The organism is Candidatus Poriferisocius sp., from assembly GCF_965208355.1.
GTDB lineage: Bacteria > Actinomycetota > Acidimicrobiia > Acidimicrobiales > Bin134 > Poriferisocius.
Genome location: NZ_CBDBOM010000003.1, coordinates 3285409 through 3309235 on the forward strand (window position 1 = coordinate 3285409; position 23827 = coordinate 3309235).

Genomic DNA, 23827 nt, shown 5'->3' on the forward strand with positions numbered 1-23827 from the left:
GGTGCAGGTATTGGCTTCTGTGCTCGGTGTGTTCGACATCACCCTCGACAAGCTGTCCAACGGGGAGCTGTGGCTGGCCCAGTTCTTTAGGGGGCTGAGCGACGGGGCCACCTACGCCTCGGTGGCGCTGGCGCTGGTGATGATCTACAAGTCCACCGGGTTCATCAACTTCGCCCAGGGCTCGCTGGCGCTTCTGGGGGTGTACCTGGCCTACATCTTCAGCGTGGAACAGGGTTTGCCGGTAGCCGTGGCGGTGGTGTGCGCCATGGTGGCCAGCTCGGCGGTGGCGATGTTCGTGGAGAGGGTGTTCATCCGGCCGTTCCCGCCCGACCACGTGCTGCCCCTGGTGATCGTGACACTGGGGCTGTTGTTGATCATCGACTCGGCGGTGGGGATCGTGTGGGGGTTCCGCACCCGAAGCCTGCCCAGCATGTTCCCCAGCGGTGCCCCCATCGAGTGGGGCATCGCCCAGCTCACCTGGCGCACCATCGGCAACCTGGGCACGGTGTTTGCGGTGGTGGGGCTGCTGTATCTGCTGCTGTCGCGCACCAAGATCGGATTGGCGTTTCGGGCGGTGTCGTCGAATCTGGAATCGGCCCGGCTGGTGGGCATCCGGGTGGGGCCGACGCTGGGGTTCGGATGGGCGCTGGCCGCGTCCATCGGCACCCTGGGCGGGGCGCTGGTGGTGCCCGAACTGCTGCTCGAGCCCTCCATCATGCTGCGGGTGCTGATCTTCTCGCTGGCCGCCGCGGCCCTCGGCGGGTTGGACAGCTTGGTGGGGGCGGTGATCGGCGGACTGGTGGTGGGATTGGCCCGCAACCTGCTGGTGACGTTCTTGGACCTGAGCGAGCTGGCCCTGGCCACCGCGGTGGCGGTGATCTTGGTGGTGCTTCTGGTGCGGCCGACGGGGTTGTTCGGATCGACCCGGGTGGAGCGGGTGTGATGGGGGTGCATTGGGCTATCGGCGCAAGGATGCGGGTGTGATGCGCGCCATGGGCGCAGTGGCCGCGGGCAGCCGCCAGCACCGGCGGCGCCAGGTGATCGGGTGGGTGCTGTTCGCCCTGGTGGTGGCGCTGATTCCGTTTCTGATCGCCGAAACCTACAGCCCGACCATCTTCGGCAACCGCTACACGTTCGGGTTGGGCAACTTGAGCCAGGCCATCGCCTTGATGGTGGCCATATTGGGGTTGAACATCGCCACCGGCTACAGCGGGCAGCTCTCCTTGGGCCACAGCTTCTTCGTGGGGTCGGGGGCGTACCTGACCGCGGTGCTGGTGAACGAGTTCCACTGGTCGTACCTGTCGACCCTTGGCGTGGTGGTGCCGGGACTGTTCGTGTTCGGCGTGCTGTTCGGGATCCCCGCCCTGCGCATCCAGGGGCTGTACCTGGGGCTGTTGACCTTTGCGGTGGCCGCGGTGTTCCCGTCGATCATCCGTCTTGATGAGATTAAGGACCGCACCGGGGGGAGCAACGGGCTTCTGATCGAGAGCGACCTAGAGCCGCCAACGTGGGCGCCGCTGGACACGGTGACCGGATGGCTCCATGCCATACCGGGAGTGGGGTCGCGGGTGCCCGACGGGCTGACCGGCCGCCAGGAGGAGGCGGTGTACAAATACTTCCTTTTGGTGATCGTGGCGCTGGTGTGCTTCTGGCTGGTGCGCAACATCCTGGCCGGCCGGGTGGGGCGGGCTTTGGTGGCTATTCGGGACAACCAGCTGGGTGCCGCGGCCAACGGCGTGAACCTGGCCGCCTACAAGACGTTGAGCTTCGGGATCAGCGCGGCGGTGGGCGGGGTGGCCGGAACCATGCTGGCCATGCATTCGGGGTTCGTGGGGCCCGACGAGTTCGGCTTCTCGATGGCCATTCTGCTGATCGTGGGACTGATCGTGGGCGGCGCGGGAACGCTGCACGGCGCGGTGGTGGGCGGGCTGGCCATCCAGTTCGTGCCGGTTTGGTCGAGCCAAACCCAGACCCTTCCCGGCACCGACGTGGCCCTGGAGGGGCCGTATGGCACGGCCATTCTGGGCGGGCTTCTGATCGCCATCATCTTCGCGCTGCCCGGCGGTGCGGCCCACGGGTTCCGGCGCATCAAATCCCGGCTGATGCCGGTGGCCCCCCAGCCCCCAACAGGATCGACTGGATGAGCTCTTCGGGGCTGTAATTGTCGCTATATAGGCGTAGGGTTACGAGACTGCTTCCATCCCGAAGCCAACCTCAGAAGGGATTTTTCAATGTCGAAACTTCTGCGAACCCTGTTCGGGCTGTTCGTTGTGTTCGCGCTGGTGGCCAGTGCCTGCGGCAACGATGACGATGACGCACCGGTGAGCGAGCCGGCGCCGGCCGCTCCCGAGGACGAGCCCGCTGCTGAGCCCGAGGATGAGGACGAGCCCGCGCCCGCTGCTGAGCCCGAGGACGAGGATGAGCCCGCGCCCGCTGCTGAGCCCGAGGACGAGGATGAGCCCGCGCCTGCGCCTGAGCCCGAGGAGCCATCCGATCCCAACATCGTGGAGTTGGGCGGCGGCGCGATGATCGACATCACCGAATGCCCCGACGAGTGGGACAACTACCAAGGTGTGACCGACTCCGAGATCCGCTTCGGCAGCAGCCTGCCCCGATCGGGCGCGCTGGCCGGGTTCGGCACCATCAGCGACGGTGTGCAGCTCTACTTCGACCACGTGGGCCCGATCGACGGCCGCAACGTGGTGATGGTGAGCCGAGACGACGGCTACGTCGCCGCCCGCACCAAGACCAACGTGGAAGAGATGATCGACGTTGAGAATCTGTTGGGGTTTGCCGGAATTCTGGGCAGCCCCAACAACCTGGCCGTCCACGACCTGTTGAACGAGAACTGCATCCCGCAGCTTCTGAACCTGACCGGTTTGCCGGAGTGGGGCGACCCCAACAACTACCCGTGGACCACCGGGGCGCTGATGTCTTATGAGACCGAGGCCCGGATCTGGTGCCAGCACGTGGCCGATGAAATCGGCTCGGGGGCCACGGTGGCCATCTTGTCGCTAGACAACGACGCCGGGGAGGCCTGGCGGGTGGCCTTCAACGAGTGCGCTCCCGGCTTGGGCCTGGACGTGGTGGACGAGGTTCAGCACGATCCGCAGGCCGATTCCGTAGGCCCTGATGTGACCACCCTGGCAGCCAGCGATGCCGACGTGCTGCTGGTGGCCTCATCGGGGGCCTTCTGCGTCCAAGCAGTGCTCCAGACGGCCACCATTGCGTGGGAGCCGCTGGTGCTGGTGGCCAACGGGTGCCAGCGCATCGCCCTGTTCTGGGCGCCAATAGGGCCTCTGGCCAACGGCATCCGATTGGTGAACACCCAGAAGGACCTGTCTGATGCCTCGCTGGCCGACGACGAGTGGGTGCAGTTTGTGCGGGGCGCACTGGACAGCCAAGGCGTCGACCCCGACGCCGAATCCCACGCCCTGGGCTACATCTTCGGCGAGATCCTGCACGAGGTTCTGCTGGATGCGGCCGACATGGACGGCGGCATCAACCGCACCAACCTGATGCGGGCCATGTGGCAGATGAGCTTCGACTCCCGGGGCGCGATCGGCAATACCCCGCGGTCCATGGACGGAGCCAACGACTCCTACATGGTGGAAGCGGGGCGTATCGAAGAGCTGGTGGTGGACGGCGAAGGTGCCCGCTACGTGCCCATCAGCGACGTGATCGACTACGAGGGCGAGACCGGCACGTTCGGCCAGTAGCCGACGAGAACGAGGCGACCCCCGTCCGGCTGCTGTCGGGCGGGGGTCGTTTTGCTTTCGGCTAGGAGACGGAGATCGGCACCGAGGAGTAGCCGGCCACATTCGACATCTGCACTCGGCGCAGGCCCTCCTCGTTGACCTCATAGGCGGGCCAGCGGCTGGCGATCTCCTCGATGGCCACCCGGCTCTCCAGGCGGGCTAGGGCCGCGCCAAGACACACGTGCAGGCCATGGCCCAAGCTGACGCCCAGGCCGGGGTCGCGGGTGATGTCGAAGCGGTCGGGATCGTGGTAGCGGCGGGGATCGCGGTTGGCCGCCCCGGTGATCAGGAAAACGGGCTTGTGCTTGGGAATGGTCACCCCGTGCCATTCGGAGTCGATGGTGGAATATCGGCCCTGGTACTGCGAGGGGGCCCAGTAGCGGAGGATCTCCTCCACCGCGTTTCCTAATACAGAGGTGTCGTCGAGCACCTTGGCCCACTGGTCGGGGTGGCGACCGAACAGCACCACGGCGTTGCCCACCAGCTTGGTGACCGTCTCGGAGCCAGCGGCGGCCAACAACGTGCCGAACCCGGCGATCTCGGCGTCGTCGAGGTGGGTGGTGGCTCCGTCTTCGGTCTCCACTTCGGCCTCGATCAGCGCGGTCAACATGTCGTCGGCCGGTTCGGCCCGCTTCTGCTGGGAGAGCTGGAACAGGTACATGCCCTGGGCCATGCCCGCCTCGGCGGCGGCCTGGCTGCCCATGGCCGAGCCCTCCTCGCGGTGGAGCATCTCGTCGGTCCAGTGCCGGATTTGCTGGCGGTCTTCGGCGGGCACGCCCAATATGGTGGAGATGATCTCAACGGGGAATGGGGCGGCGAATTCCTCGAGGATGTCGAATTGGCGCCGGCCCATGAGCGGGTCGAGATAGCCGCTGATGATGTCGCGCACCAGCGCCTCGTAGTTGCCGATGGAGCGGGGGGTGAACGAGCGGGACACCAGCTTGCGATAGCGAGTGTGCTCGGGCGGGTCCATGGAGATGATTGAGCCCGTGTCGGTGGGCTCGCCCGTGGCCAGCTGCTCGTACATCTGGCCGTGGGTGGAGGTGAAGGTTTCGAAGTCGCGGTGGGCAGTCACCACGTCGTCGAAGCGGCTCAGGGCGTAGAAGTCGTACTGCTCGCTGTAGTAGCAGGGAGCGTGGTCCCGCAGGTCGGCGTAGGTGTCGTAGGGATCGTCGAAGAAGTCCCGGCTGAACGGATCGAACTCAACAGTCTTGGTCTCTCCCATGTCCCCAGTATGGACCATTTGTGGAGACGTTCTCACTTGCCGATCAGGTCAGTGACTGAGAGAACCCCTTGGGCCTCAAACACAACGAAGAATATGTACGCCTGCCCTAGGTCTTCCCAGCGGCGATTAGGAGGACGACCCGGCTGTGGCTTTCCCGGGAACTCAAATGCCGGATGGTCAAGCAGCGTTGCCAGTCGTTCCAGGAGCTCCAGCCTGTCTTGAAGGTCTTTGTCCTCCGCCCACTGCTCGAAAGCAGTGTCGAGCGACCTGAGCTTCCAGGCCACTAGGGCTATGCAGAGGTACGGTGGCGGGCCATTCGCTGCTTGATATCTTCAAGAGTCGTCAGGTCGTCCAAGGGGAGACCCTGGGCAATCCTCTCTTGAATCTCAGCTTCGGCCTGCTCGGATTTGCGATCGATTTCGCTGTAGTCGTAGTCGGGGGAGCCCGGATCAGGCTTGGTTAAGGCCTTATCGGCTTTCGGCTCCATCCACCCAGGCTAACTGGAGGCACCTTCATTTGGACAGGGAACGCCTTAAGTTTTCTCGGACACAAAAGTTAAGTTGGGGGCGAAGCGACACAAAACTTAACTTTTGTGGTCGCCGCCGGTGTCAAACAGGGCGGTGCCGATGGCCTCGGCGGCTTCGTCGGTGGGGCCCTGCCAGGCGATGGCGCCGTGGTCCAACAACACGGCCCGGTCACACAGGGCCAGGGCGTGGCCCATGTGCTGCTCGACGATGAGCAGCGAGGTGCCGGCGTCGCGGATGCGGCCCAGCACTGCGTAGACCTCGTCGGTGACGATTGGGGCCAGGCCCAGCGACAGCTCATCCGCGATGAGCAGGCGAGGGGTCTCCACCAGCACCCGGGCCATGGCCAGCATGCGCTGCTCGCCGCCCGACAGGGTGCCGGCGATCTGGCGGCGGCGCTGGGCAATGGGGGGGAACAGCTCGAAGGCCCTGCTGAGGGCGTCGCGCACACCGGAGCGGTCGTGGGTGCGGGAGAAGGCCAGGGTGAGGTTCTCCTCTACCGAGAAATCGGGGAACACGGCCCGACCCTCGGGCACGTGGACCACCCCGGCTTTGGCATAGCGGTGGGCCCGCACCTTGGTGAAGTCGTTGCCGTCGACCATCACCTCGCCCTCGGTGGGCTCCACCAGGCCGCTGGCCACCCGGGCCACGGTGGTCTTGCCCGCACCGTTGCGGCCCAAAAGGGCCACGGTTTCGCCCTCCCCCACCGACAGCGACACGTCGAACAGCGCCCGGAACGGCCCGTAGGCGGCGTTGACCCGGCGCATCTCCAGCACCGGGATGTCCAAGGGCGCGGGGGCGATCACGCCGTTGCCGCCTCCGTTGGCCATTTCAGCGGCCTCGGGGGTGCCCGCGGTGGGGTCGCCAGGGCTGGTCATTGAGTGCCTGCCACAAAGTCGCCCAGGTAGGCGGCCCGCACCTCGGGGTCGCGCATCACATCGGGGGTGGGGCCTTGGGTGATCAGCTTGCCGAAGTCGAGGACATAGGTGCGCTCGGTGAACGAGGCCACCAGCTCCACGTCGTGTTCCACCAGCAGTAGGCCGAAGCCCTGCTCGTCCTGGATGCGGGCCAGGGTGTCGGCCAACGCGTTGGTCTCGTCCCGGTCGAGACCAGAGGAGGGCTCATCCAGCAGCACCACCCGGGGCTGGGTCATCAGGGCCCGGGCCACCTCCACCAGGCGGCTCTGACCCAGGCTGAGGGCCTCGATGGGCTCGTCGCCCATGCCTCCCAGACCGAGGCTTTCCAGCAGGGCGTCGCAGCGCTCTATCTCGGCGGGCTTGGGCAGGCCGAGGCCGAGCACGTCTTTCCACAGGGCGCCGGTGCCGCTGCGGATGCGGTGGGCGAATAGCAAGTGGTCGCGAACCGATGAGCCGCTGAACAGCTCCACCCGCTGAAAGGTGCGGCCGATGCCCAGGCGGGCCCGGCGATAGACAGGCAGGCGGGTGATGTTGTGACCGTCGAAGCTCACCGATCCGGCGTCGGGGCGCAGCAGGCCCAAAAGGCAGTTGAACAATGTGGTCTTGCCCGCACCGTTGGGGCCGATGAGGCCGACCCGCTCCCCTGAGTCGAGCGCGATGTGTACGTCGTCGACCGCGGTGATGCCTGCGAACCGCTTGGTGATGCCGTCGGCCGCCAACAGGCTCATGGCTCGTCTCCTGTCTCAGCCCCCAATTCGGCTCCTGATCCGGCGGCGGCTGCGGCCATGGCTGGTTGTCGGCGGGAGAACATGCGCTGCATCATGGCCTGGGAGCGGCGCTTGCCGTGCTCAAGCAGGCCTTCGGGATGGCGGGCGAAGGAGATGGCGGCGAAGCCGAACAGCACGTACCGCCACGCCCCGTGCAAGCCCAGCCAGCGGTCGAGCACCAGTTCGGGGAAGATCACGAAGGCGACCCCGGCCTGGATGCCGCCCTCCACCGTGCGGGCCCCGAGCACCACCACGATGACCAGCCAGAACAGGCCGGTCTGGGGATCGAAGTTGGCCTCGTAGCCCACCAGCCTCTCCTCCATGGCCAACAGCCCTCCGCCGATGGCGGCGATGCCCGCCGACACCGAGAACACGATGACCCGCGACCGCCAGGAGATGACCCCGATGGACTCAGCGGCGGTCTCCGAACCCCGCAGGGCCCGCAGCGCCATGCCGGTGCTGCTCTCTCGGATCAAGATGACCAGCACTCCCACCACCACCAAGATGGCGATGCACAAGATGAGGAAGTTCTCTCGACTGGAGAAGTCGACGCCCAAGAACTCGGGCCGGGGTACGCCGCGGCCGTGGAACAACGAGCCGCCTACCCAGCTGTATTTCACCAATACGTCGTGGAAGAACAACGCGAAGGCCAGGGTGGCGATAGCCAGCCAGATGCCGCCCAGGCGCATGACCGGAATGCTGAGCACCGCCCCCACCGCGGCGGCGATGGCCGCGCCCGCCACCATGCCCACGATCACCGAGATGTCCCAGCGCTGGGCGAATTGCATGGCCCCGAACGCGCCGATGGCGGCGAAAGTTACTTGGCACAGGGCGATCTGGCCGCCGAGGCCGGTGAACACCACGATGGACAGAAAGATGATGGAGAAGATCACCGAGTGGGTGATGCGGGAGATCCAGAAGTTATTGGCGTAGGCGAAGGTCCATATGCCCACCGCGGTGAAGAAAGCCAGGGCCATGATGCGGGTGTAGATGGTCATGCCCCGACCGCGGCTGGTGGCGGCCAGCGCGGGCGGGGGCGGGGAGACGCCGAGCAGTGGGTCGGCCCCGGCGACCTGGCGGCGGATGGCGGGCCAGAACACGATGATGGCAAACAGCATCACGTAGGGCAGCGCCGGTCCTTGGAGCTCGGCCAAGATGACGTTGTCGCGGGGAACGTGCGTGCGCATCTGGGTGGTTACCACCCCCAGCAGCAGACCCCCGAACAGGGCGGCGGGCAGGCTCACCAGCCGGCCCAGGGCGGCGGCGGCCAACGCCGATATCACGATGGGGAAGAACCCGGTTGGCTCCAAAACCGTGCCCAGCGATGAGGTGGTGGGCACGAGCAGCACCCCGGCAAGGCCGGCGAAGAAGCTGGACAGCATCCACGAGCCCGACGACACCCAGTCGGCGTTGACCCCGTTGAGCTCGGTCATGCGGGGGCTCTGCACCACCGCCCGGATGCGAAGGCCCAAGCGGGTGTAGCGGAACAGGGCGGCCAGGGCCAGCGCGGCGGCCACCACGATCACGAAGGCGGCGATCTCGTCGCGGGTGACGGGGTAGCGGCCGAACAGCCGGTAGATGGTGGTGCCGTCGGGGATGATGCCCACCGCGCCGAAGGGCTGCTCGCGGTTGTAGTCGACGATGAGCTTGAAAAGCTCGGGCAGCGCCACCAGCAGGCCGAGCGAGATGACCAGCTTGGCCACCGCGGAGGCGGCGTGGACGTGGCGGAAGACCAGCCGCTCCAGCAGCAGGCCAAGCAACGGGGCCACCAACACCACCGCCACCAGCACGGCCGACCAGATGGGCCAGTCGCGCCGCACGTGCAGCTCGAAGTAGGTGGCGGCGCTGATGAAGGCCTGCGCTCCGAAGGCCAGATTGAACACCCCGGAGGTCTTGTAGGTGAGCACGAAGCTCATGGCCACCAAGGCGAAGCCCGCGCCGATGGGCAGGCCCTGGAAGAACGCCCGGATGGTGTCCTCCAGGACCCCGGCGGCGAGGACGCTGGTGGTCATCGTCGGCTCAGCCTCCGCACAGCAGGGCTTTCAGTTCACAAACGTGAGGGCCTCGGGATCATGCCAGTCTTCTCGGACGACCTCCCAGCACAGCCACGGTTTGCCGGGCTCACCGGTCCACTGCTCGAAAGCGCCGCTCACGATCTTCACGGCGTTGATGCAGCGGTATTCGTAGTCGGCCTCGGGGTTGTCGTTGGGCAGGGCGATCTGGCGGCTGAAGTCGATCGGGTTGGCAAGGCCGTCGTGGCTGTAGTCGTCAAAGCTCCGCACCGCATCGACCAGGGAGGCCCGGTCGAACTCGGGGCCGGCGGCTAACAGGCCGTCGTAGAACAGGTGGGCGTTGAGCCAGCCGACGATGGTCTGCTCTTCGAGCTTGAGATCGGCGGTGTACTCGAAGAACCTCCGCTGGAGCTCGCTGTCGATCTCGGCCTCGAACGGCACGAACTGGGTGAACACCAAGTCGCCCTCGAACAGGTCGGCGTTGGCGGCCACAAACTCGTGGTTGTAGGTGTTCGGGTGGTACATGACCACCTGATCGCGGTAGTCCTGCTTGACCAGCTCCTGGGCGATGGTGCGCATGCCGTTGAGGTCGAGGCAGGTGTAGATGATGTCGACCCCTTTGTCCTTCATCTCTGACACTTGGGGGGCGACACCGCCGACCAGCCCGAACTCGATGGAGGTGTCGAAGAACTCCACGGTCATGCCGCCGGCCTCGGCGCTGTAGTGCTCGATGGAGTCGCGGGTGCCCTCGGCGCAGATCTTGGAGTTTTCACTGTTGCCGTAGCCGAAGATGCCGGCCTTGGTGGCCCCAACCTGGGTGGCGACATAGGGGAACAGCTGGTGGATGCAGCCGATGCAGCTCGGAGCGAGGTTTCCAAAGATGTTGCGGCGATCGGCGAACTCATTGTGGATGTTCCATCCGAACGTGGGCACTCCGGCGTCGTTGAGGGTGTCGGCCCCGAAAAACAGCAGGGTGGCCACGAAGGCGGCCAGCGAGTCGTCTTCTTCAACCATGGCCAATGACTCGGGCAGGTTCTGGAAGAGCTGGTCGTCGCGCTTGGTGGCCAGCACCAGCTCGCGGCCATAGATGCCGCCGGTGTCGTTGATGAAGTTGAAGTAGGCCTCGATGCCGTCGTTGTAGGACCCGATGTTGGTGCCCAGGGCGTTGTTGCTGATGGTGACGATGGAGGTGACCTTGATCTCGTCGTCGTTCACCCCCGGCACGCCGGATATGGGCACGAAGGTGTGGCGGTGCTCGGGCTCCTTGGGCTCCTCGGGCTCGGGCTCAGCTTCGGGGGCGGGGGCGGGCTCGTCGTCGGACTCCTCGGGGGCGGGGGCGGGCTCGTCGTCGGACTCCTCGGGGGCCGGGGCGGGCTCGTCGTCGGACTCCTCAGGGGCCGGGGCGGGCTCGTCGTCGGACTCCTCAGGGGCCGGGGCGGCGGTAGGCGCGGGCGCGCCCCCTTCGTCGTCGTTCCCGGCGTTGCCGCAGGCCGTGGCCACCAGAGCCAGCACGGCCAGTGCAGTGAGAATGAGCTTCCACCAACGAACAGTCATCAGATCCCCCTTGACGTTTGTCCCGGTCAAACTAGCCCAACCCAACCGGGTTGGGCAGGGCGGTCAGTGGCTGGTGCGGTAGTCGCCGAACTTGGAGTCGCGCTCCGACAGGGTGGTGGTGAGGCCCTTCTTCTTGATGGAGCCCACGAAATCGGCCATGGCCTGGGTGTGGGTGCCCAGCGCACACAGCTCGGTGCCGGCCCGAATGCCGGATCGCATGCCCATGTGCTCCATCTGGCGGTGGACCACCCGCTTGTTCATCTGGAGCAGCTCGGTGGGCACCTGGGCGATGCGCTCGGCGATGTCGAGCACGGCGTCTTCTAGTTCGTCTTCGGGGTAAGCGGCGTTGGCCCAGCCCCGCTCCACAGCCTCGAGGCCGGTCACGTAGTCGCCGGTGAGCATCATCTCCATGGCCTTGCGCATGCCCAGGAACCAGGCGTGGAAGTGCATGTCGGGCACACCGAATCGCACCGCGGGATAGCCCATCTTGGCGTCCTCGGCCATGTAGACGAGGTCGCAGCCGGTGGCCAGCTCGCTGCCCCCGGCCAGGCAGTAGCCGTGGACCTGGGCGATGACCGGCTTGGCCAGGTCCCAGATGCTCATCCAGCCCTCGGTGACGTGGCGGGGCCACTGGCCTTCTCCTCCGGGGGTGTAAAAGGGCAGCTCATAGCCCTCGTTGCCCCCGCTCAAGTCGTAGCCGGCGGAAAACGACGGGCCGGCGCCACAGACGATGCTGACCTTGACGTCGTCGTCTCGGTCGGCTTCTTCCAGCGCTTCGAGAACCGCGCCCCGCAGCGGGTGGATGAGGCTGTTGCGCTTCTCAGGGCGGTTCATGGTGACACGCCGCACGTGGGGGCGGGGGTTGTCGATCAGGACGATGTTGTCGTTCATGGCCGCCAACCGTAACCTGCGGGCCGATGTTTGCTCTCACCGCAGCGGGACCGGTTCTTCGGCCATGAGCGAGCCCCGGATCATTGCCTCAACCAAGGGGGCGCAGGTGGCGCTGCACGACCTGGGGGGCGACGGACCTAACCTGCTCTTGACCCACGCCAACGGCTTCTGCGGGCGGATGTGGGAGCCGGCGGCTCGGGAGCTGGCGTCGGTGGCCCACTGCTGGGCGCTGGACTTCCGGGGTCACGGCGACAGCGTGTCGGGCCCCGATGAGGACTACCACTGGGACGGGATGGCTGATGATGTGCTGGCCGCGGTGGATGCGCTGGACCCGAAGCCCCGGCTGGCGGCGGGCCACTCATTGGGCGGGGCGTCGATCCTGAAGGCCGAACAGGCCCGAGCGGGCACGTTTGACCGGGCCTGGATGTTCGAGCCGGTGACCATACCGTCGTTCAGCCTGCCCCGCGACGGAGTCAAGGCGCTGGGCGACATTGCCCGAATGCGCAAGGAGAACTTCGAGTCGCGCCAAGCGGCCTACGACCGGTACGGATCCCGGCCCCCGTTCAGCCTGTTGAACCCCGAGGTGCTGCGGGCCTATGTGGACCACGGTTTTCGGGATTTGGCCGACGGTACGGTGACCATGAAGTGCCCCCGCGATGTGGAGGCCACCATCTTCGAGAACCCCGACCGATCGGCGTTCGACCGACTGGGCGAGGTAGCCACCGCGGTGACCGTGGCGGCGGGCACCGACGCCGACCCACCGGCCATGGCGGCGCCGCTAATCGCCGAGCAACTGCCCAATAGCACCCTGTTGCGCTTCGACGACCTGACCCACTTCGGGCCCTTCCAAGACCCGCCCCGCATCGCCGCCTCCATCGCCGCCGCCCTATTCTCGGACTGAGACTATGGAACTCCACAAACTACCCAGCAGGCTGAAGGCCGCATACCGCGGGTCGAACGTAGGCCATCGGGTGCAGCAATTCGAGGGATGGACTGATCGAGCGCAGGCCGACGGCGCCGACCCCTCCGCCTACAACCACGCCGAAACCGTCAGGGAGTACTACAACCTTTGCAGCGAATTCATGGTGTTCGGATGGGGCGAATCCCTGCACTTCGCTCCCCTGTCGCCCCAAGAGACCCTGGAAGACTCCAAGGTCCGCCACCAGCGACTGATGATCGACAAGCTGGAGCTGCGCGAGGGCATGACGGTGGTGGATGTGGGCTGCGGCATCGGCGGGCCGATGCGCCGGGTGGCTATTGAAGCCGGTGTGCGGGTGGTGGGAGTGAACAACAGCGAAGTCCAGTTGGAACGGACGAAGGCGTTGAACAAGGCGGCGGGGATCGAAGACATGGTCGATTACATGGCATGCAGCTTCATGGACATGGGCGCGGTCGCCGATGACACGTTTGACCGGGCCTACGCCATCGAGTCGACGTGCCATGCCCCGGACAAGGCCGCCGCGTTCGCCGAGATCTACCGGGTGCTGAAGCCGGGCGCCCTGTTTTGGGGCCAGGAAATGTGCATGACCGACAAATTCGACCCCCAAGACGAACGGCATCAGGCCATCAAACAGGATCTGAGGCACGGCATCGCGCTCAATGACATCGCCACAACGAGCGAGGTGGATCGGGCGCTCGAAAAGGCGGGATTTCAGATCATCGAGGGCAAGGACCGGGGAGTGGTGGACGATGATCTGTCGACACCGTGGTATCAGCCCATGCAAACCGGGAAGGGCACGCGGGGCAGCGACTTGCACCGGATTCCGCTGAGCCGCAAGGTGATGTACGGGGTATCGAAACTGGCCCAGACGCTGAGAATCATCCCCAAGGACTCCGCCGATGTTGTGGAGCTGCTGGATGAAACCGCCAAGGCCTATGTGGCAGGGGGCCAGAACGGGATCTTCACACCGCTGTACTGCTTCTTGGCCCGCAAGCCCGAGACGGGGTAGCGACTAGCCCCGGGGGGTCGTCGGGCTAGAGGATCGCCCCCGACTCCTTCATGGCGGCGATGTCGTCCCAGGGGATTCCGGTTTCGAGGAGGAGGGTCTCGGTGTGCTCGCCGTGTTCGGGGGCGCGGTCGACGGTGACCGGCTGCTCGTTGAACATGGCGGGGTTGGCCACGAGCTGGACCTCTTGGCCGTTGCCGGTGGTCATGGCCGGGAGATAGCCGTTGGCGACGACCTGGGGGTCTTCGTAGAGCTCGCTGAGGGTCTGGAACGGGATCCACACCCCTTTGAAGTCGGCCAGGGCCTCCTTCCAGTAGGCCAGGGGCTGGGACTCGAACACCTCGTCGAGGAGGGCGACGCACTCTTGGTTGTTCTCGGCCCGGGCGGCCATGTCGGCGAACCGGGGGTCGTCGGTCAACTCGGGGCGGCCGATGCACTCGCAGAGCTGGGCCCAGTGCTTGTCGGCCTGGAGCAGGATGAAGCTGAGAAAGCGGTCGTCGGATGTGCGGTAGGTGTTGACCACGGGGTTGGGCGTTTTTGTGCGGTCGTGGGGCGGGAGCCGGTCCATGCCGAAGAGCTTGCCCGCTATGACCAGGGGCGAGAGCTGCCACATGGCGGTGGCCAGCAGCGACACGTCGACAATGGAGGGCTCACCGGTGGACGCCCGCTGGTAGAGGGCGGCGGCGATGGCGCCAGCGGTGGCCATGCCCCCCATGACGTCGCCGAAAGCAGGGGCGGGCTGGCTCATGGGCCAGCCATCGGGGCGGGCTGGCAGGGTGGCGCCCATGCCGCCCCGGGCCCAGAAGGAGGCACCGTCGTAGCCGCCCTTCTCAGCGTCGGGGCCGTGAGGGCCCTGGCCCGAGCCCCGGGCAATGATGATCTGGGGGTTGCGCTCGCGCAGATCGTCGGTGTCGATGCGGAGCTTGCGGCGCACCGGAGGCATGTAGTTGGTGAGGAACACATCGGCGGTCTCCACCAGCTTCATCAGCATCTCCCGGCCGTCGGGATGGGCCAGGTTCAGCCCGATGGAGCGCTTGCCCCGGTTGGGCTGCTCGATCATGAAGTTCACGCCGCCGGCGCCGCCGGGAACGAGGCCCGAAGTGATTAGCCCCCGCTGGGGGTCGCCGGTGACCGGGTGCTCCACTTTGATGACGTCGGCCCCCCAGTCGACCAGCACCGAGCCGCCGGAGGGGACGAACATCCAGCTGGCCACCTCGATGACGCGGACGCCCTCGAGAGGGCGGCTGACAGGGACTGTGTTCTCGCTCACCACACCAGCTCCAGGTTGTCGATTTGGCGGATGCCGGGGCTGTAGCGCAGCTCCAAGCCGTCGGCCAGACCGTAGTCGGGCACCCGGGCGTGCCACTCCTCAAGGGCCACCCGCAGCTCCATGCGGGCTAGATGGGAGCCCAGGCAACGGTGGACGCCGCCGCCGAAGCCCAAGTGCTTGTTGGACTCCCGATCGAAGTCCACCTCATTGGGATTGTCCCAGAACCGCTCGTCGGTGTTGGCCGAGCCGAGCAGAACGGTTATGCGGGATCCGGCGGAGATGGGACAGCCGGCCACCTCGGTTTCGGTTGCGGTGATACGGGGCACGACGGGCACCGGGCTCTCGTAGCGCAGCAGCTCCTCGATGGCGTGGGGGATGACGGCCGGGTCGTCGGCCACCCGCTGGCGGTGACCGGGGTTCTGGGCCAAGTAGGCCACGATGCACTCCAGCGAGGCCGACACGGTGTCGAGCCCGGCCAGGAAGAACAAGTAGCCGATGTCGACCACGTCGTCGCGGCTGAGGGGTTGGCCGTCGACCTTGGCGTCGATGATGGTGGACAAGAAGTCGTCTTGGCGCTCGGCCATGCGGGCTTCCACCACCTCTTCAAGCACGGCGTAGATCTTCTGGCCGGTGGCCTTCACCATCTCATAGCGCTCCTCCAGGGAGCGGGCCGGCGGGCGGATGATGCCGTCTTTGAGGGCCAAGAACTCGTCTACCCGGCTGACCGGCAGACCGAGCAGCTCCAAGAAGATGGTGGAGGGCAGGGGCTCGGCGATGGCCTCATGGAAGTTGCAATGGCCTTGGTCGGCCACCTCGTCGATGAGCTCGCGGATCAGCTCCCGCACCCGGGGCTCGTACTTGACCATCTGCTTGGGGGCGAACAGGGGATCGAGCGCCTTGCGGTGCTTGCTGTGGTGGGGCGGATCGACCTGGAGTGGGACCAAGGGGCGGATGTTGCCGATTTGGACCGCGGAGGAGTCGGAGGAGTACACGTCGGGGGTGCGCAGGGCACTCATCACGTCTTCGTGGCGGGAAATGGTGATCGTGCCGGTGGTGGACCGCCCGGAAAGCTGGACGACCGGGGCGTTGTCGCGCAGTTCCCGGTAGATGCTCTGGGGGTCGATAGCTTCTTCGGGGCGCTCCAGCGTGTAGCGGGATTGGGGAACGGCGTCGGTCATCGGGTCTCCTCGGTCAGGATGATGGCGTCTTCGGGGCAGTTCATGAACGCCCGGCGGGCTTGGTCGGCCAGCTCAGGGCCCACGGTGCGCTCGACGGTGGGTTGGCTGTAGCCGTCGTCGTCGGCGTCGAACAGGTCGGGGGCCAGCATGTAGCAGCGGCCGTGGCCCTGGCAGAGCTTGGTGTCGACCCGGATGCGCATCAGCGCGAAGCGTAGTGCCGCTGCGGGGGAGACTCATTGTGGGCGTTATGGGATGGGGAGGACGCCGAGGCCGTCGGGGAAGTTGAGGCCGTAGTCGATGGTCTCGGGGGGCAGGGGCTGGTTGTCGGCGTCGAAGCGGATGCGGCGCACGGTGCCCTGGCCACCAGTGGGGCCGATGTTTCCGTTGTTCAGGGCCAGGGCCAAATCGGCGTAGTAGAGGGTGCCGTCGAGGCCCACGGCGATGCCCAGGGGGGAACCGGTGCTGATGGGCTCTAGGCCCAGCCCCTCGCCCTCGGGCGGGGCCAGCACGGTGCGCAGGTAGTGGCCGTCGCCGTCGTACTGGTTGATGACGCCGGTGAGCGTGTCGGATACGTACCAGCCGCCGTGGCCGTCGGCCGCGATGCCGGTGGTGAGGGTCACGCCGTCGCCCACGGCGATGAACAGCTCGACGGTGACCGCAGCGGGATCGCACTCCTGCTCGGTGCGGGGCAGGTTGGAGAAGCGCTGCACCCCGATGGTGGGGGCGCGGGCCGAGGCCACCAGCACATCGTTGCCGTCGGCGGCCAGCTGCTGGGCGGTGGCGATGTCGTCGGCCACCACGCAGCGGGCGTCGTCGTAGGGCGGGAACCACACGGTGAGCTGGCCGGTGCCCGGACCCGATGCCTGGTTGCCTACGTCGGTGGTGAGCAGGCGGCCGTCGGGCAAGAAGGCGCAGCCGTAGGGCTCGGGCTGGTTGTCGGCGGCTTCGAAATCGGGGGTGAGCTTGCCGACCTGGGTGGCGGTGAGGCTGCCCAGCTTGTCGCCTTCGAGTTGGAATATGCCGAAACCGGCGGGGATCTCGGGCTGGCCGGTGTCCTCGCCTGCGATGAACCGGCCGTCGCCGGTGAAGCACACCTGGCCGTTGATGTCGCGGCCGTTGGGATCTTCTCGGGCGTTGGTGATGAGGCGCTGGGTGGCGCCGTTGTCGCCGTACACCACCAGGTTGTTGCCCTGGGGGCTGAACACCAGGTAGGTGGGCGGGTCGAGGGGCTCGGTTTGCAGCGGCGGATTGAAGCCGATGCTGGCCACCAGACGGTCGAATCCGTCGGCGGGACCGGGAATGGTGGTCGTGTCGTTGAGGGCCAGCAGGCTGATGCGGTTGTAGGAGGCGCCAGGGCGAGGCACGGTTCGGGCAGTGCAGCCGCCGTCTTCTCCGAGCACACACAGGTAGCCGCCGGAGGGGCGGTCGTCGCGCTCGGACACCAGCACGCCATAGGCCGAGGCCCCTACGGCGGCGGCGTCGCTGCCCTCCCGCAGCCAGGCGGCAGGGTCGCCCAGGCCGCTGGAGGTGGCGGTGAGCTCGAAGGGGTCGGTTTGGATCGACAGGGTGAGATGGGGGTCGGTTCCCGGCGGCGGTGTCTTGAAGTCGAAGCCGACGTCGCAAGGGGCGTCGATGCAGCGGCCCGACGCTCCTACCAGGCGGACCTGGCCGGCCTCGGGCTCCGGCTCGGCGGTGGGGGCGGTTTGCTCGGCGGCCTCCACCTCGGGGGCCACGGTGTAGCGGAATACCCCGGAGGTTTCCGACGGGCCGGGCGATCCCGGCTCGCGAAAGCCGGCCACCGCCCACATGTCATCGCCGACAATGGCCACTCCCCCGGAGATGAGCCCGGTGAGCTCGTCGGACCACAGCACCTCGCCGTTGTCGAGGCGCAGGGCTCGCAGGGTGAAGTCGAGCGACCCCACGAACACCACGCCGTTGACCTCGGTGGTGGGCGAGTAGGTGGGGCCGACGGCCTGCTGCTGCCAGACGATGTCGCCGGTGGCGGCGTCGAAGGCGTGCATGCAGGGGCAGTCGGCCACCCCGGTGCCGCCGGCGATGATCCCGTCGGCGTAGGCCGCGGGGCCGATGAAGCCGCCGCTGGCGAAGTTGGGGCGGATCACGTTGTCGTTGGTGGCCCGGGTGCTCCACACCAGCTCGCCGGTGTCGCGGTTCACCACGTAGAACACGGCATCCTTGTTGCCCAAGCCGACCAGGTCTTGGTCGTTGGCGGTGAACAACACCGGCACGCCGGCAAAGTCGGAGTCGTCGTTGTTGGGTGGGTGGGGCTGGAAGCTCCAGGCCGGCTCGCCGGTGTCGATGTTCACCGCGAACAGGGCCTCGGTGTAGGGCCCCCACCCGTCAGGGGAGGTGGGGCAGTTGGCGCTGCCGGCGAACATGAGGCGGCGCTCGAGGTCGACCGACGGCGATCCCCACACGCCCCCACAGCCCCGGTGGTCGCCGTCTTCCAAGTCGAAGTGCCACAGTTGCTCGCCAGTGGCCAGGCCGACGGCCACCACGCCGGCGGGGAACGGGGCGTTGTGGGTGTCGAAGGTGGCGATCACCCGGTCTTCCACCACGATGGGGGTGGTTTCCAGCTCGGTGGGCCAGCCGGGCTCACCCAGGGCGTGGGTCCAGATCACGGTGCCGTCGTTGGCGTTGAGGGCGTGGATGGTGCGCCCGGCGTTGAACACCACTGCGGGGGTGCCGTTGATGACGGTGTAGGAGGCCGACGAGGTGATCTGCCCGGCGTAGACGTTGTCGTGGTACTCGGCGTCAAAGTGCCAGAGCTCGGTGCCGTCGTCGGCGTTCAGGGCATAGAAGCGACCGGCCCAATCGCCCACGTAGAGCACGCCGTCGACCACCACCGGGGCAGCGGTGACCACGTCGCTGGTGTTGAAGTACCAGATGCGGCGGAGTCTGCCGGCGGTGTCGGGGCTGATGCCGCTGTCGCAGGGGTAGGAGAAGGTGCGGTCGATGCCGTGGCCCCACATGGGCCAGTCGCAGGAGGGACCGGTGGGCGCAGCGTCGGGTTGGGAGGTGTCGGGCGCCGCCTCGGTTGGGGCGGGAGTCCCGGTTGGCGCGGCTGTTGGCGCGGCTGTCGGCTCAGGAGCGGCGGGTTGGTCGTCGTCGCCTCCGCAGGCGGCAGCCATGAGGGAGAGCGCGAGGCAGAGGGCGGCTAGGCGCAGTGCCCGAGTCATGATCTGGCGATGCTAGTAAACCTCCCATCCGGTGAGACGGGGACCGGCATGGAATGGGAGACTGAGGGCGAATGACCGTTGACACCGCGCCGGCCCAAGTCGAGGTTCCCAACACGGCCGAGCGCCGGTTCAGCCAGTCGATGGTGGTGTCGGGAACCCGGTGCCTGCTGACTTATCTGGTGCTCCCGTTTCTGCTGCCGGTGCTGGGGGTGGCCGACTCAGTGGGGCCAGCCATAAGCCTGCCTATCGGGCTGGTGGCCATCGTGTTCAACGGGCTGAGCATCCGACGGTTCTGGGGTTCCGACCACCGGCTGAAGTGGCCGGTGAGCACGATCAACGTTCTGGTGATCGGGTTGCTGTGCTACCTGACTGTCAGTGACATCGTCGAGCTCGCCGGCTGACCCCGGCGATTCCGCTGCCCTTAGCCACTCCAAGGTGGCCAGCAACCCGCTGGTGCGGGGATTGTGGATTCTGGCAGGGCTGCTGTGCGTTGGGCTGGGGGCTCTGGGAGTAATCGTTCCCGGCCTGCCGTCCACCGTGTTCTTCATCATGGCGGCAGCAGCTTTTTCTCGTTCCAGCGAGCGTATGGAGCGGTGGGTGCTGAACCTGCCCGGCGTAGGCAAGCTGGTGGCCGACTACCGGTCGGGGTTGGGGATGCCGTGGCGGGCGAAGATCATTGCCGGGACCATGATCGTGGTGGCGGTGGGGTTGAGTACGGGCCTGGCTTTGAGCTCGTGGACGTGGAGGGGTGTGGTGATTGGGTTGGGACTTGTGGGGCTGGCGTACATCTTTGGTCGAGTGCCTACGAGGCGTTAGAGGTTGGCTATCTCGTGTTCGATGCGGGATTCGATGTAGGCGCGGGCGTTGGCTATGCGGGTGGGGAGGTGCATGGAGGGGAAGAGGCCGTCGGAGGGCTTGTAGCTCTTGAGGATCTGCTTGGCGATGGTGTCTTTGTGGACCTCGGTGGGGCCGTCGGCGATGCCCATGACCGGGCCGCTCAGCCACATTGAGGTGAGGGGCATTTGGTTGGACACGCCGAGGGAGCCGTGGGCGTGCATGGCCCGGTACACCACGTCGATCAGCACCTTGGGGGTGGCCACTTTGACGCCGGCGATGTGCTGGCGGACCTTGGCGTAGTCGCCCTCGTTGTCGATCAGCCAGGCGGTGTGGAGCACCTGGAGGCGGAACTGCTGGATCTGGATCCAAGAGTCGGCGATCCAGTGCTGGATGGACTGTTTCTCGCCAATCAGCGAGCCCTTGGTCTCCCGGGACAGCACCCGCTCGCACATCATGTCGAGGGCCCGCTGGGCCACGCCCACCGAGCGCATGCCGTGGTGAACCCGCCCGCCGCCGAGGCGGGTTTGGGCGATCTTGAACCCCGACCCCTCCTCGCCGAGCAGGTTCTCGGCGGGCACCCGCACGTCGTTGAAGCGGAGGTAGGCGTGGTCGCCTTCTTCGAGGTCCTCGGTGCCGAGACCCACATCGGCCACCACCTCGATGCCGGGGGTGTCGGTGGGCACCAGCATCATCGACGAACCTCGGTACACCGGCACGTCGGGGTTGGTGATGAGCATGACGATCATGAACTTGGCGTACTTGAAGTTGGAGGCGAACCACTTCTCGCCGTTGATCACCCACTCGTCGCCGTCGCGGTGGGCTCCGCAGGTGAAGTAGTTGGGGTCGGAACCGCCCTGGGGCTCGGTCATGGCGTAGGTGGAGGAGATCTTGCTGTCGAGCAGGGGCTGGAGATAGAGCTCCTTCTGCTCGTCGGTGCCGTAGTGGGCGATAATCTCGGCGTTGCCCGAATCGGGGGCCTGGCAGCCGAATACCACCTGGGCCCACAGCGCCCGGCCCAGGATCTCGTTCATCAGGGCCAGCTTCACCTGGCCGTAGCCGAGGCCGCCGAGGTGGGGGCCCATGTGGCAAGCCCACAGGCCGTTGTCTTTCACCTGCTTCTGGAGCGGGCGGATCAGGGCATTGGCCGTCTCGTTGGTGCGGTCGAAAGGATTGACCTCGCCGCGGAAGTAAAGGTCGATGGGCTCGACTTCCTCAGTGACAAAGGAGTCCATCCAGTCGAGCTTCTCTTGGAATTCGGGTTCGACGGAAAAATCGATGGCCATAGGACTACCGCACTCTCTGGGTTGGATTTACAGTGGTTCAATATGAAGTTCGAGATGACTCCGGCCGAGATTTTAGCGGCCGCCCGAGCCCCCGAGCCCGGTGACGAAGGGTACGACCCGTTCGACGCTTTCGACCAAGCCCAGGGGGCTGAGCACTCCATCAATCCCTACGAGGTTTACACCGAGCTGCTGGCCAAGTGCCCGGTTCACCATGGCAGCGTGTCGCAGATGCTGGGGGCGGTAAGCGTGAGCGACCTGATGGCCGGCGACCGGGACATCGTGAACGTGCTCTCGTATGACGGGGTGGAGGCCGTGCTGCGGGACGGGGCCACGTTCTCGTCGGCGGGCTATGCGGAGTCGATGGGGCTGGTGATGGGCCACACCATCTTGGAGATGGACGAGCCCGAGCACGGGCAGTACCGCAAGCTGATTCAGCAGGCGTTCACCCGCCGGGAGATGGAGCGGTGGGAGCACGAGATCGTGAACCCGGTGCTGGAGCACTACATCGACGCCTTCATAGACCGGGGGCGGGCCGATCTGGTACACGAATTGATGTTCGTGTTCCCGATACACGTGATCGCCATCGCGCTGGGTTTGCCGGAGTCCGACCTGCCCGCCTTCTACCGCCGGGCGGTGGAGATCACCAACATGGCCTCTGAGATCGAGCGGGGCTTCGCCGCGTCGCAATGGCTGTACGAATACCTGGAGCCGGTGGTGGAGAAGCGACGGGCCGAGCCCCAGGACGACCTGATCAGCCTGCTGGCCCATGCCGAGCTGGACGGGCAGCGGCTCACCAACGACGAGATCATCGCCTTTTGCCGGTTGCTCTTGCCGGCGGGAGCGGAAACCACCTACCGGGCGGCCAGCAACATGATGGTGGGGCTGCTGTCGCATCCGGACCAGCTCGACGCCGTGCGGGCCGACCGGTCGCTGGTGACCACGGCGGTGGAGGAAGCGCTGCGGTGGGAGACGCCCCTGACCGGCATCTCCCGCACCGCGACAGCCGATGCAGTGGTGGACGGCATCGAGGTTCGGGCCGGGACGTCGGTGAACACCTCGTTGGGGTCGGCCAACCACGACCCCTCCCGCTGGGACGATCCCGAGGTGTTCGACATTTTCCGCCAGCCCAAATCGCATATTGCCTTCGCCACCGGGCCGCACCTGTGCCTGGGCATCCACTTGGCCCGGATGGAGATGCGCGCCGTGCTCGAGCACCTGCTCGACCGCCTCCCCGGCCTGCGCCTCGACCCCGACGCCGAGCCCCCTAACATCGCCGGTCTCGCCTTCCGCTCCCCCGCAGTGCTGCGGGTGCTCTGGGACGTTTGAGCTGCTAGAGCTCGGTGGTTTGGGCCAAGTCGGCGGCGTCTCGGGCTAGGTCTAAGACGACGCGGCCGAAGGCCTCCATGCGGGGGTTGTCGGCGCCGCCTGCCACGAAGCGGGCGTAGCCGCCCTCGAGCACGATGGCTAGCTTGAAGCGGGCCAGGATCACGTAGTAGTCGATCTCGTCGACATCTCGGCCCGACATGGTGGCGTAGCGCTCCAGCAAGTCGTCGCGGAAGGGCAGGCCCTCGTAGTCGACATAGCCCACCGAGGGGCGGCTGGCCTCGTCCTCGGGCCAGTTCATCACCACCCACGCGAGGTCGAGCAGCGGGTCGCCCACGGTGCCCATCTCCCAGTCGACGATGGCGGCCATGCGGGCGGGGGCGCCGTGGTGGAACATCACATTGGCGAACTGGTAGTCGCCGTGCATGATGCCCGGTGTATAGCTGCGGGGAGTGCGGCCCCGGAGCCAGTCGCCAGCGCTGTCGAGGCCGGGGATGTCGCGGAACTTGAACCGGTCGAGGTGGGCGTACCAGCGGTCGACCTGGCGCTCGTGGAAGCCGTCGGGGCGCCCCAGCCCCTCGAGGCCGTTGGCCTGCCAGTCGACCTTGGACAGCCGGGCGATGGCGTCGACCAACTCGAAGGCCAGCGCGGGGCGGGCGTCCATGTCGGAGGCAAACGGCTCGGGCCAGCCGGGCTCGCTGATGGGCGACCAGCCGTCGACGAAGTCCATGAGGTAGAAGGCAGCTCCGATGATGCTGGTGTCGTCGGTGCCGGCCGCGGCCCGGGCGTGGGGGACATCGGTGTCGGCCAGTGCGGAGAGGATGCGGTACTCCCGCATCATGGTCTCGTTGCGGCCGTCGGGGACTTTGCGGGGCGGGCGGCGCAGGGCCCAGCGGTGCTCGCCCCGGCACACCTCGAAGATCTCGTTGGAAGCGCCGCCGGAGATGAACCGGCTGGTGATGGGTTCACCCTGGCCGGGGAGGCCTTGGGCGTCCATCCACTCCCCCAGCGCGACCGGCTCGATCAGGCCTTTGGTGCGCTCGGCCTCGGAGGCATCGTCGGTGTCGGTGCGCGAGAAGACGCTTGAATCCGTGGTTGACTTGGCTGGTTCGCTCATGCGGCAGGTCGAAGCGTGAGCAGCCTCT

21 protein-coding genes are annotated in these 23827 nt (G+C 66.7%); 8 read left to right on the forward strand and 13 right to left on the reverse strand.

Features of this window, described 5'->3' with window-relative positions:
- The first annotated feature begins 1 nt into the window (after position 1).
- The 3 genes from ACOGXH_RS16530 (at position 2) to ACOGXH_RS16540 (ending at position 3719) form a co-directional block, all read left to right on the forward strand.
- Positions 2-943, forward strand: a complete 942-nt coding sequence (locus tag ACOGXH_RS16530) for a branched-chain amino acid ABC transporter permease (RefSeq protein ID WP_419930184.1) — start codon at positions 2-4, stop codon at positions 941-943.
- A gap of 40 nt (positions 944-983) precedes the next feature.
- Complete coding sequence (locus tag ACOGXH_RS16535) at positions 984-2144, forward strand: branched-chain amino acid ABC transporter permease (RefSeq protein ID WP_419930394.1); 1161 nt, start codon at positions 984-986, stop codon at positions 2142-2144.
- A gap of 87 nt (positions 2145-2231) precedes the next feature.
- The gene (locus ACOGXH_RS16540) at positions 2232-3719 is read left to right on the forward strand and encodes an ABC transporter substrate-binding protein (RefSeq protein WP_419930185.1); all 1488 of its coding nucleotides are present in this window, start codon (positions 2232-2234) and stop codon (positions 3717-3719) included.
- Positions 3720-3780: 61 nt separating this feature from the next.
- On the opposite strand, the gene ACOGXH_RS16545 is transcribed toward ACOGXH_RS16540, so the two are convergent.
- From ACOGXH_RS16545 to ACOGXH_RS16575, 7 genes are all read right to left on the reverse strand, one after another.
- Positions 3781-4983 carry a cytochrome P450 gene (locus ACOGXH_RS16545; protein WP_419930186.1) on the reverse strand — a complete coding sequence of 401 codons (1203 nt, stop codon included), beginning with the start codon at positions 4981-4983 and terminating at the stop codon, positions 3781-3783.
- A gap of 289 nt (positions 4984-5272) precedes the next feature.
- The gene (locus ACOGXH_RS16550; RefSeq protein WP_419930187.1) at positions 5273-5470 is read right to left on the reverse strand and encodes a hypothetical protein; all 198 of its coding nucleotides are present in this window, start codon (positions 5468-5470) and stop codon (positions 5273-5275) included.
- A 96-nt stretch (positions 5471-5566) separates the two neighbouring features.
- Complete coding sequence (locus ACOGXH_RS16555; protein ID WP_419930188.1) at positions 5567-6385, reverse strand: ABC transporter ATP-binding protein; 819 nt, start codon at positions 6383-6385, stop codon at positions 5567-5569.
- Complete coding sequence (locus ACOGXH_RS16560; protein WP_419930189.1) at positions 6382-7152, reverse strand: ABC transporter ATP-binding protein; 771 nt, start codon at positions 7150-7152, stop codon at positions 6382-6384. The genes ACOGXH_RS16555 and ACOGXH_RS16560 overlap by 4 nt, the downstream gene beginning before the upstream one ends.
- Positions 7149-9203: an ABC transporter permease subunit gene (locus ACOGXH_RS16565; protein ID WP_419930190.1), complete on the reverse strand. Its 2055-nt coding sequence runs from the start codon at positions 9201-9203 to the stop codon at positions 7149-7151. Before ACOGXH_RS16565 ends, ACOGXH_RS16560 begins: the two co-directional genes overlap by 4 nt.
- 30 nt (positions 9204-9233) lie before the next feature.
- Positions 9234-10757 carry an ABC transporter substrate-binding protein gene (locus tag ACOGXH_RS16570; protein WP_419930191.1) on the reverse strand — a complete coding sequence of 508 codons (1524 nt, stop codon included), beginning with the start codon at positions 10755-10757 and terminating at the stop codon, positions 9234-9236.
- 63 nt (positions 10758-10820) lie between these two features.
- A complete protein-coding gene (locus tag ACOGXH_RS16575; protein WP_419930192.1) occupies positions 10821-11648 on the reverse strand; it encodes an enoyl-CoA hydratase-related protein in 828 nt (275 codons plus the stop codon).
- On the opposite strand from ACOGXH_RS16575, the gene ACOGXH_RS16580 reads away from it, so the two are divergent.
- The gene (locus ACOGXH_RS16580) at positions 11647-12549 is read left to right on the forward strand and encodes an alpha/beta fold hydrolase (protein ID WP_419930193.1); all 903 of its coding nucleotides are present in this window, start codon (positions 11647-11649) and stop codon (positions 12547-12549) included. The two genes, ACOGXH_RS16575 and ACOGXH_RS16580, sit on opposite strands and share 2 nt — an antisense overlap.
- A gap of 70 nt (positions 12550-12619) precedes the next feature.
- A complete protein-coding gene (locus tag ACOGXH_RS16585; protein ID WP_419930194.1) occupies positions 12620-13597 on the forward strand; it encodes a class I SAM-dependent methyltransferase in 978 nt (325 codons plus the stop codon).
- 25 nt (positions 13598-13622) lie between these two features.
- Here ACOGXH_RS16585 and ACOGXH_RS16590 read toward each other — a convergent pair whose 3' ends face one another.
- From ACOGXH_RS16590 to ACOGXH_RS16605, 4 genes are read right to left on the reverse strand one after another with little or no spacing between them, the layout of a single operon-like run.
- Positions 13623-14864, reverse strand: coding sequence for a CaiB/BaiF CoA transferase family protein (locus ACOGXH_RS16590; protein ID WP_419930195.1), 1242 nt, complete (start codon positions 14862-14864; stop codon positions 13623-13625).
- Positions 14861-16042, reverse strand: a complete 1182-nt coding sequence (locus ACOGXH_RS16595; RefSeq protein WP_419930196.1) for a cytochrome P450 — start codon at positions 16040-16042, stop codon at positions 14861-14863. The genes ACOGXH_RS16590 and ACOGXH_RS16595 overlap by 4 nt, the downstream gene beginning before the upstream one ends.
- Entirely contained in the window at positions 16039-16242 is a 204-nt protein-coding gene (locus ACOGXH_RS16600) for a ferredoxin (RefSeq protein ID WP_419930197.1), read from the reverse strand. Before ACOGXH_RS16600 ends, ACOGXH_RS16595 begins: the two co-directional genes overlap by 4 nt.
- Positions 16243-16287: 45 nt before the next feature.
- Positions 16288-19239 carry a PQQ-binding-like beta-propeller repeat protein gene (locus ACOGXH_RS16605; RefSeq protein ID WP_419930198.1) on the reverse strand — a complete coding sequence of 984 codons (2952 nt, stop codon included), beginning with the start codon at positions 19237-19239 and terminating at the stop codon, positions 16288-16290.
- Positions 19240-19310: 71 nt separating this feature from the next.
- On the opposite strand from ACOGXH_RS16605, the gene ACOGXH_RS16610 reads away from it, so the two are divergent.
- Together ACOGXH_RS16610 and ACOGXH_RS16615 are read left to right on the forward strand one after the other, a co-directional pair.
- A complete protein-coding gene (locus ACOGXH_RS16610) occupies positions 19311-19640 on the forward strand; it encodes a hypothetical protein (RefSeq protein WP_419930199.1) in 330 nt (109 codons plus the stop codon).
- A gap of 34 nt (positions 19641-19674) precedes the next feature.
- Positions 19675-20055, forward strand: a complete 381-nt coding sequence (locus ACOGXH_RS16615) for a YbaN family protein (RefSeq protein ID WP_419930200.1) — start codon at positions 19675-19677, stop codon at positions 20053-20055.
- Here the strand turns inward: ACOGXH_RS16615 and ACOGXH_RS16620 are convergent.
- A complete protein-coding gene (locus tag ACOGXH_RS16620; RefSeq protein ID WP_419930201.1) occupies positions 20052-21359 on the reverse strand; it encodes an acyl-CoA dehydrogenase family protein in 1308 nt (435 codons plus the stop codon). The genes ACOGXH_RS16615 and ACOGXH_RS16620 overlap by 4 nt on opposite strands.
- A 42-nt stretch (positions 21360-21401) precedes the next feature.
- Between ACOGXH_RS16620 and ACOGXH_RS16625 the strand changes: the two genes are divergently transcribed.
- Positions 21402-22685 carry a cytochrome P450 gene (locus ACOGXH_RS16625; RefSeq protein WP_419930202.1) on the forward strand — a complete coding sequence of 428 codons (1284 nt, stop codon included), beginning with the start codon at positions 21402-21404 and terminating at the stop codon, positions 22683-22685.
- Between the two features lie 4 nt (positions 22686-22689).
- Here ACOGXH_RS16625 and ACOGXH_RS16630 read toward each other — a convergent pair whose 3' ends face one another.
- Positions 22690-23799: a phosphotransferase family protein gene (locus ACOGXH_RS16630; RefSeq protein ID WP_419930203.1), complete on the reverse strand. Its 1110-nt coding sequence runs from the start codon at positions 23797-23799 to the stop codon at positions 22690-22692.
- Positions 23800-23827: the final 28 nt, after the last annotated feature.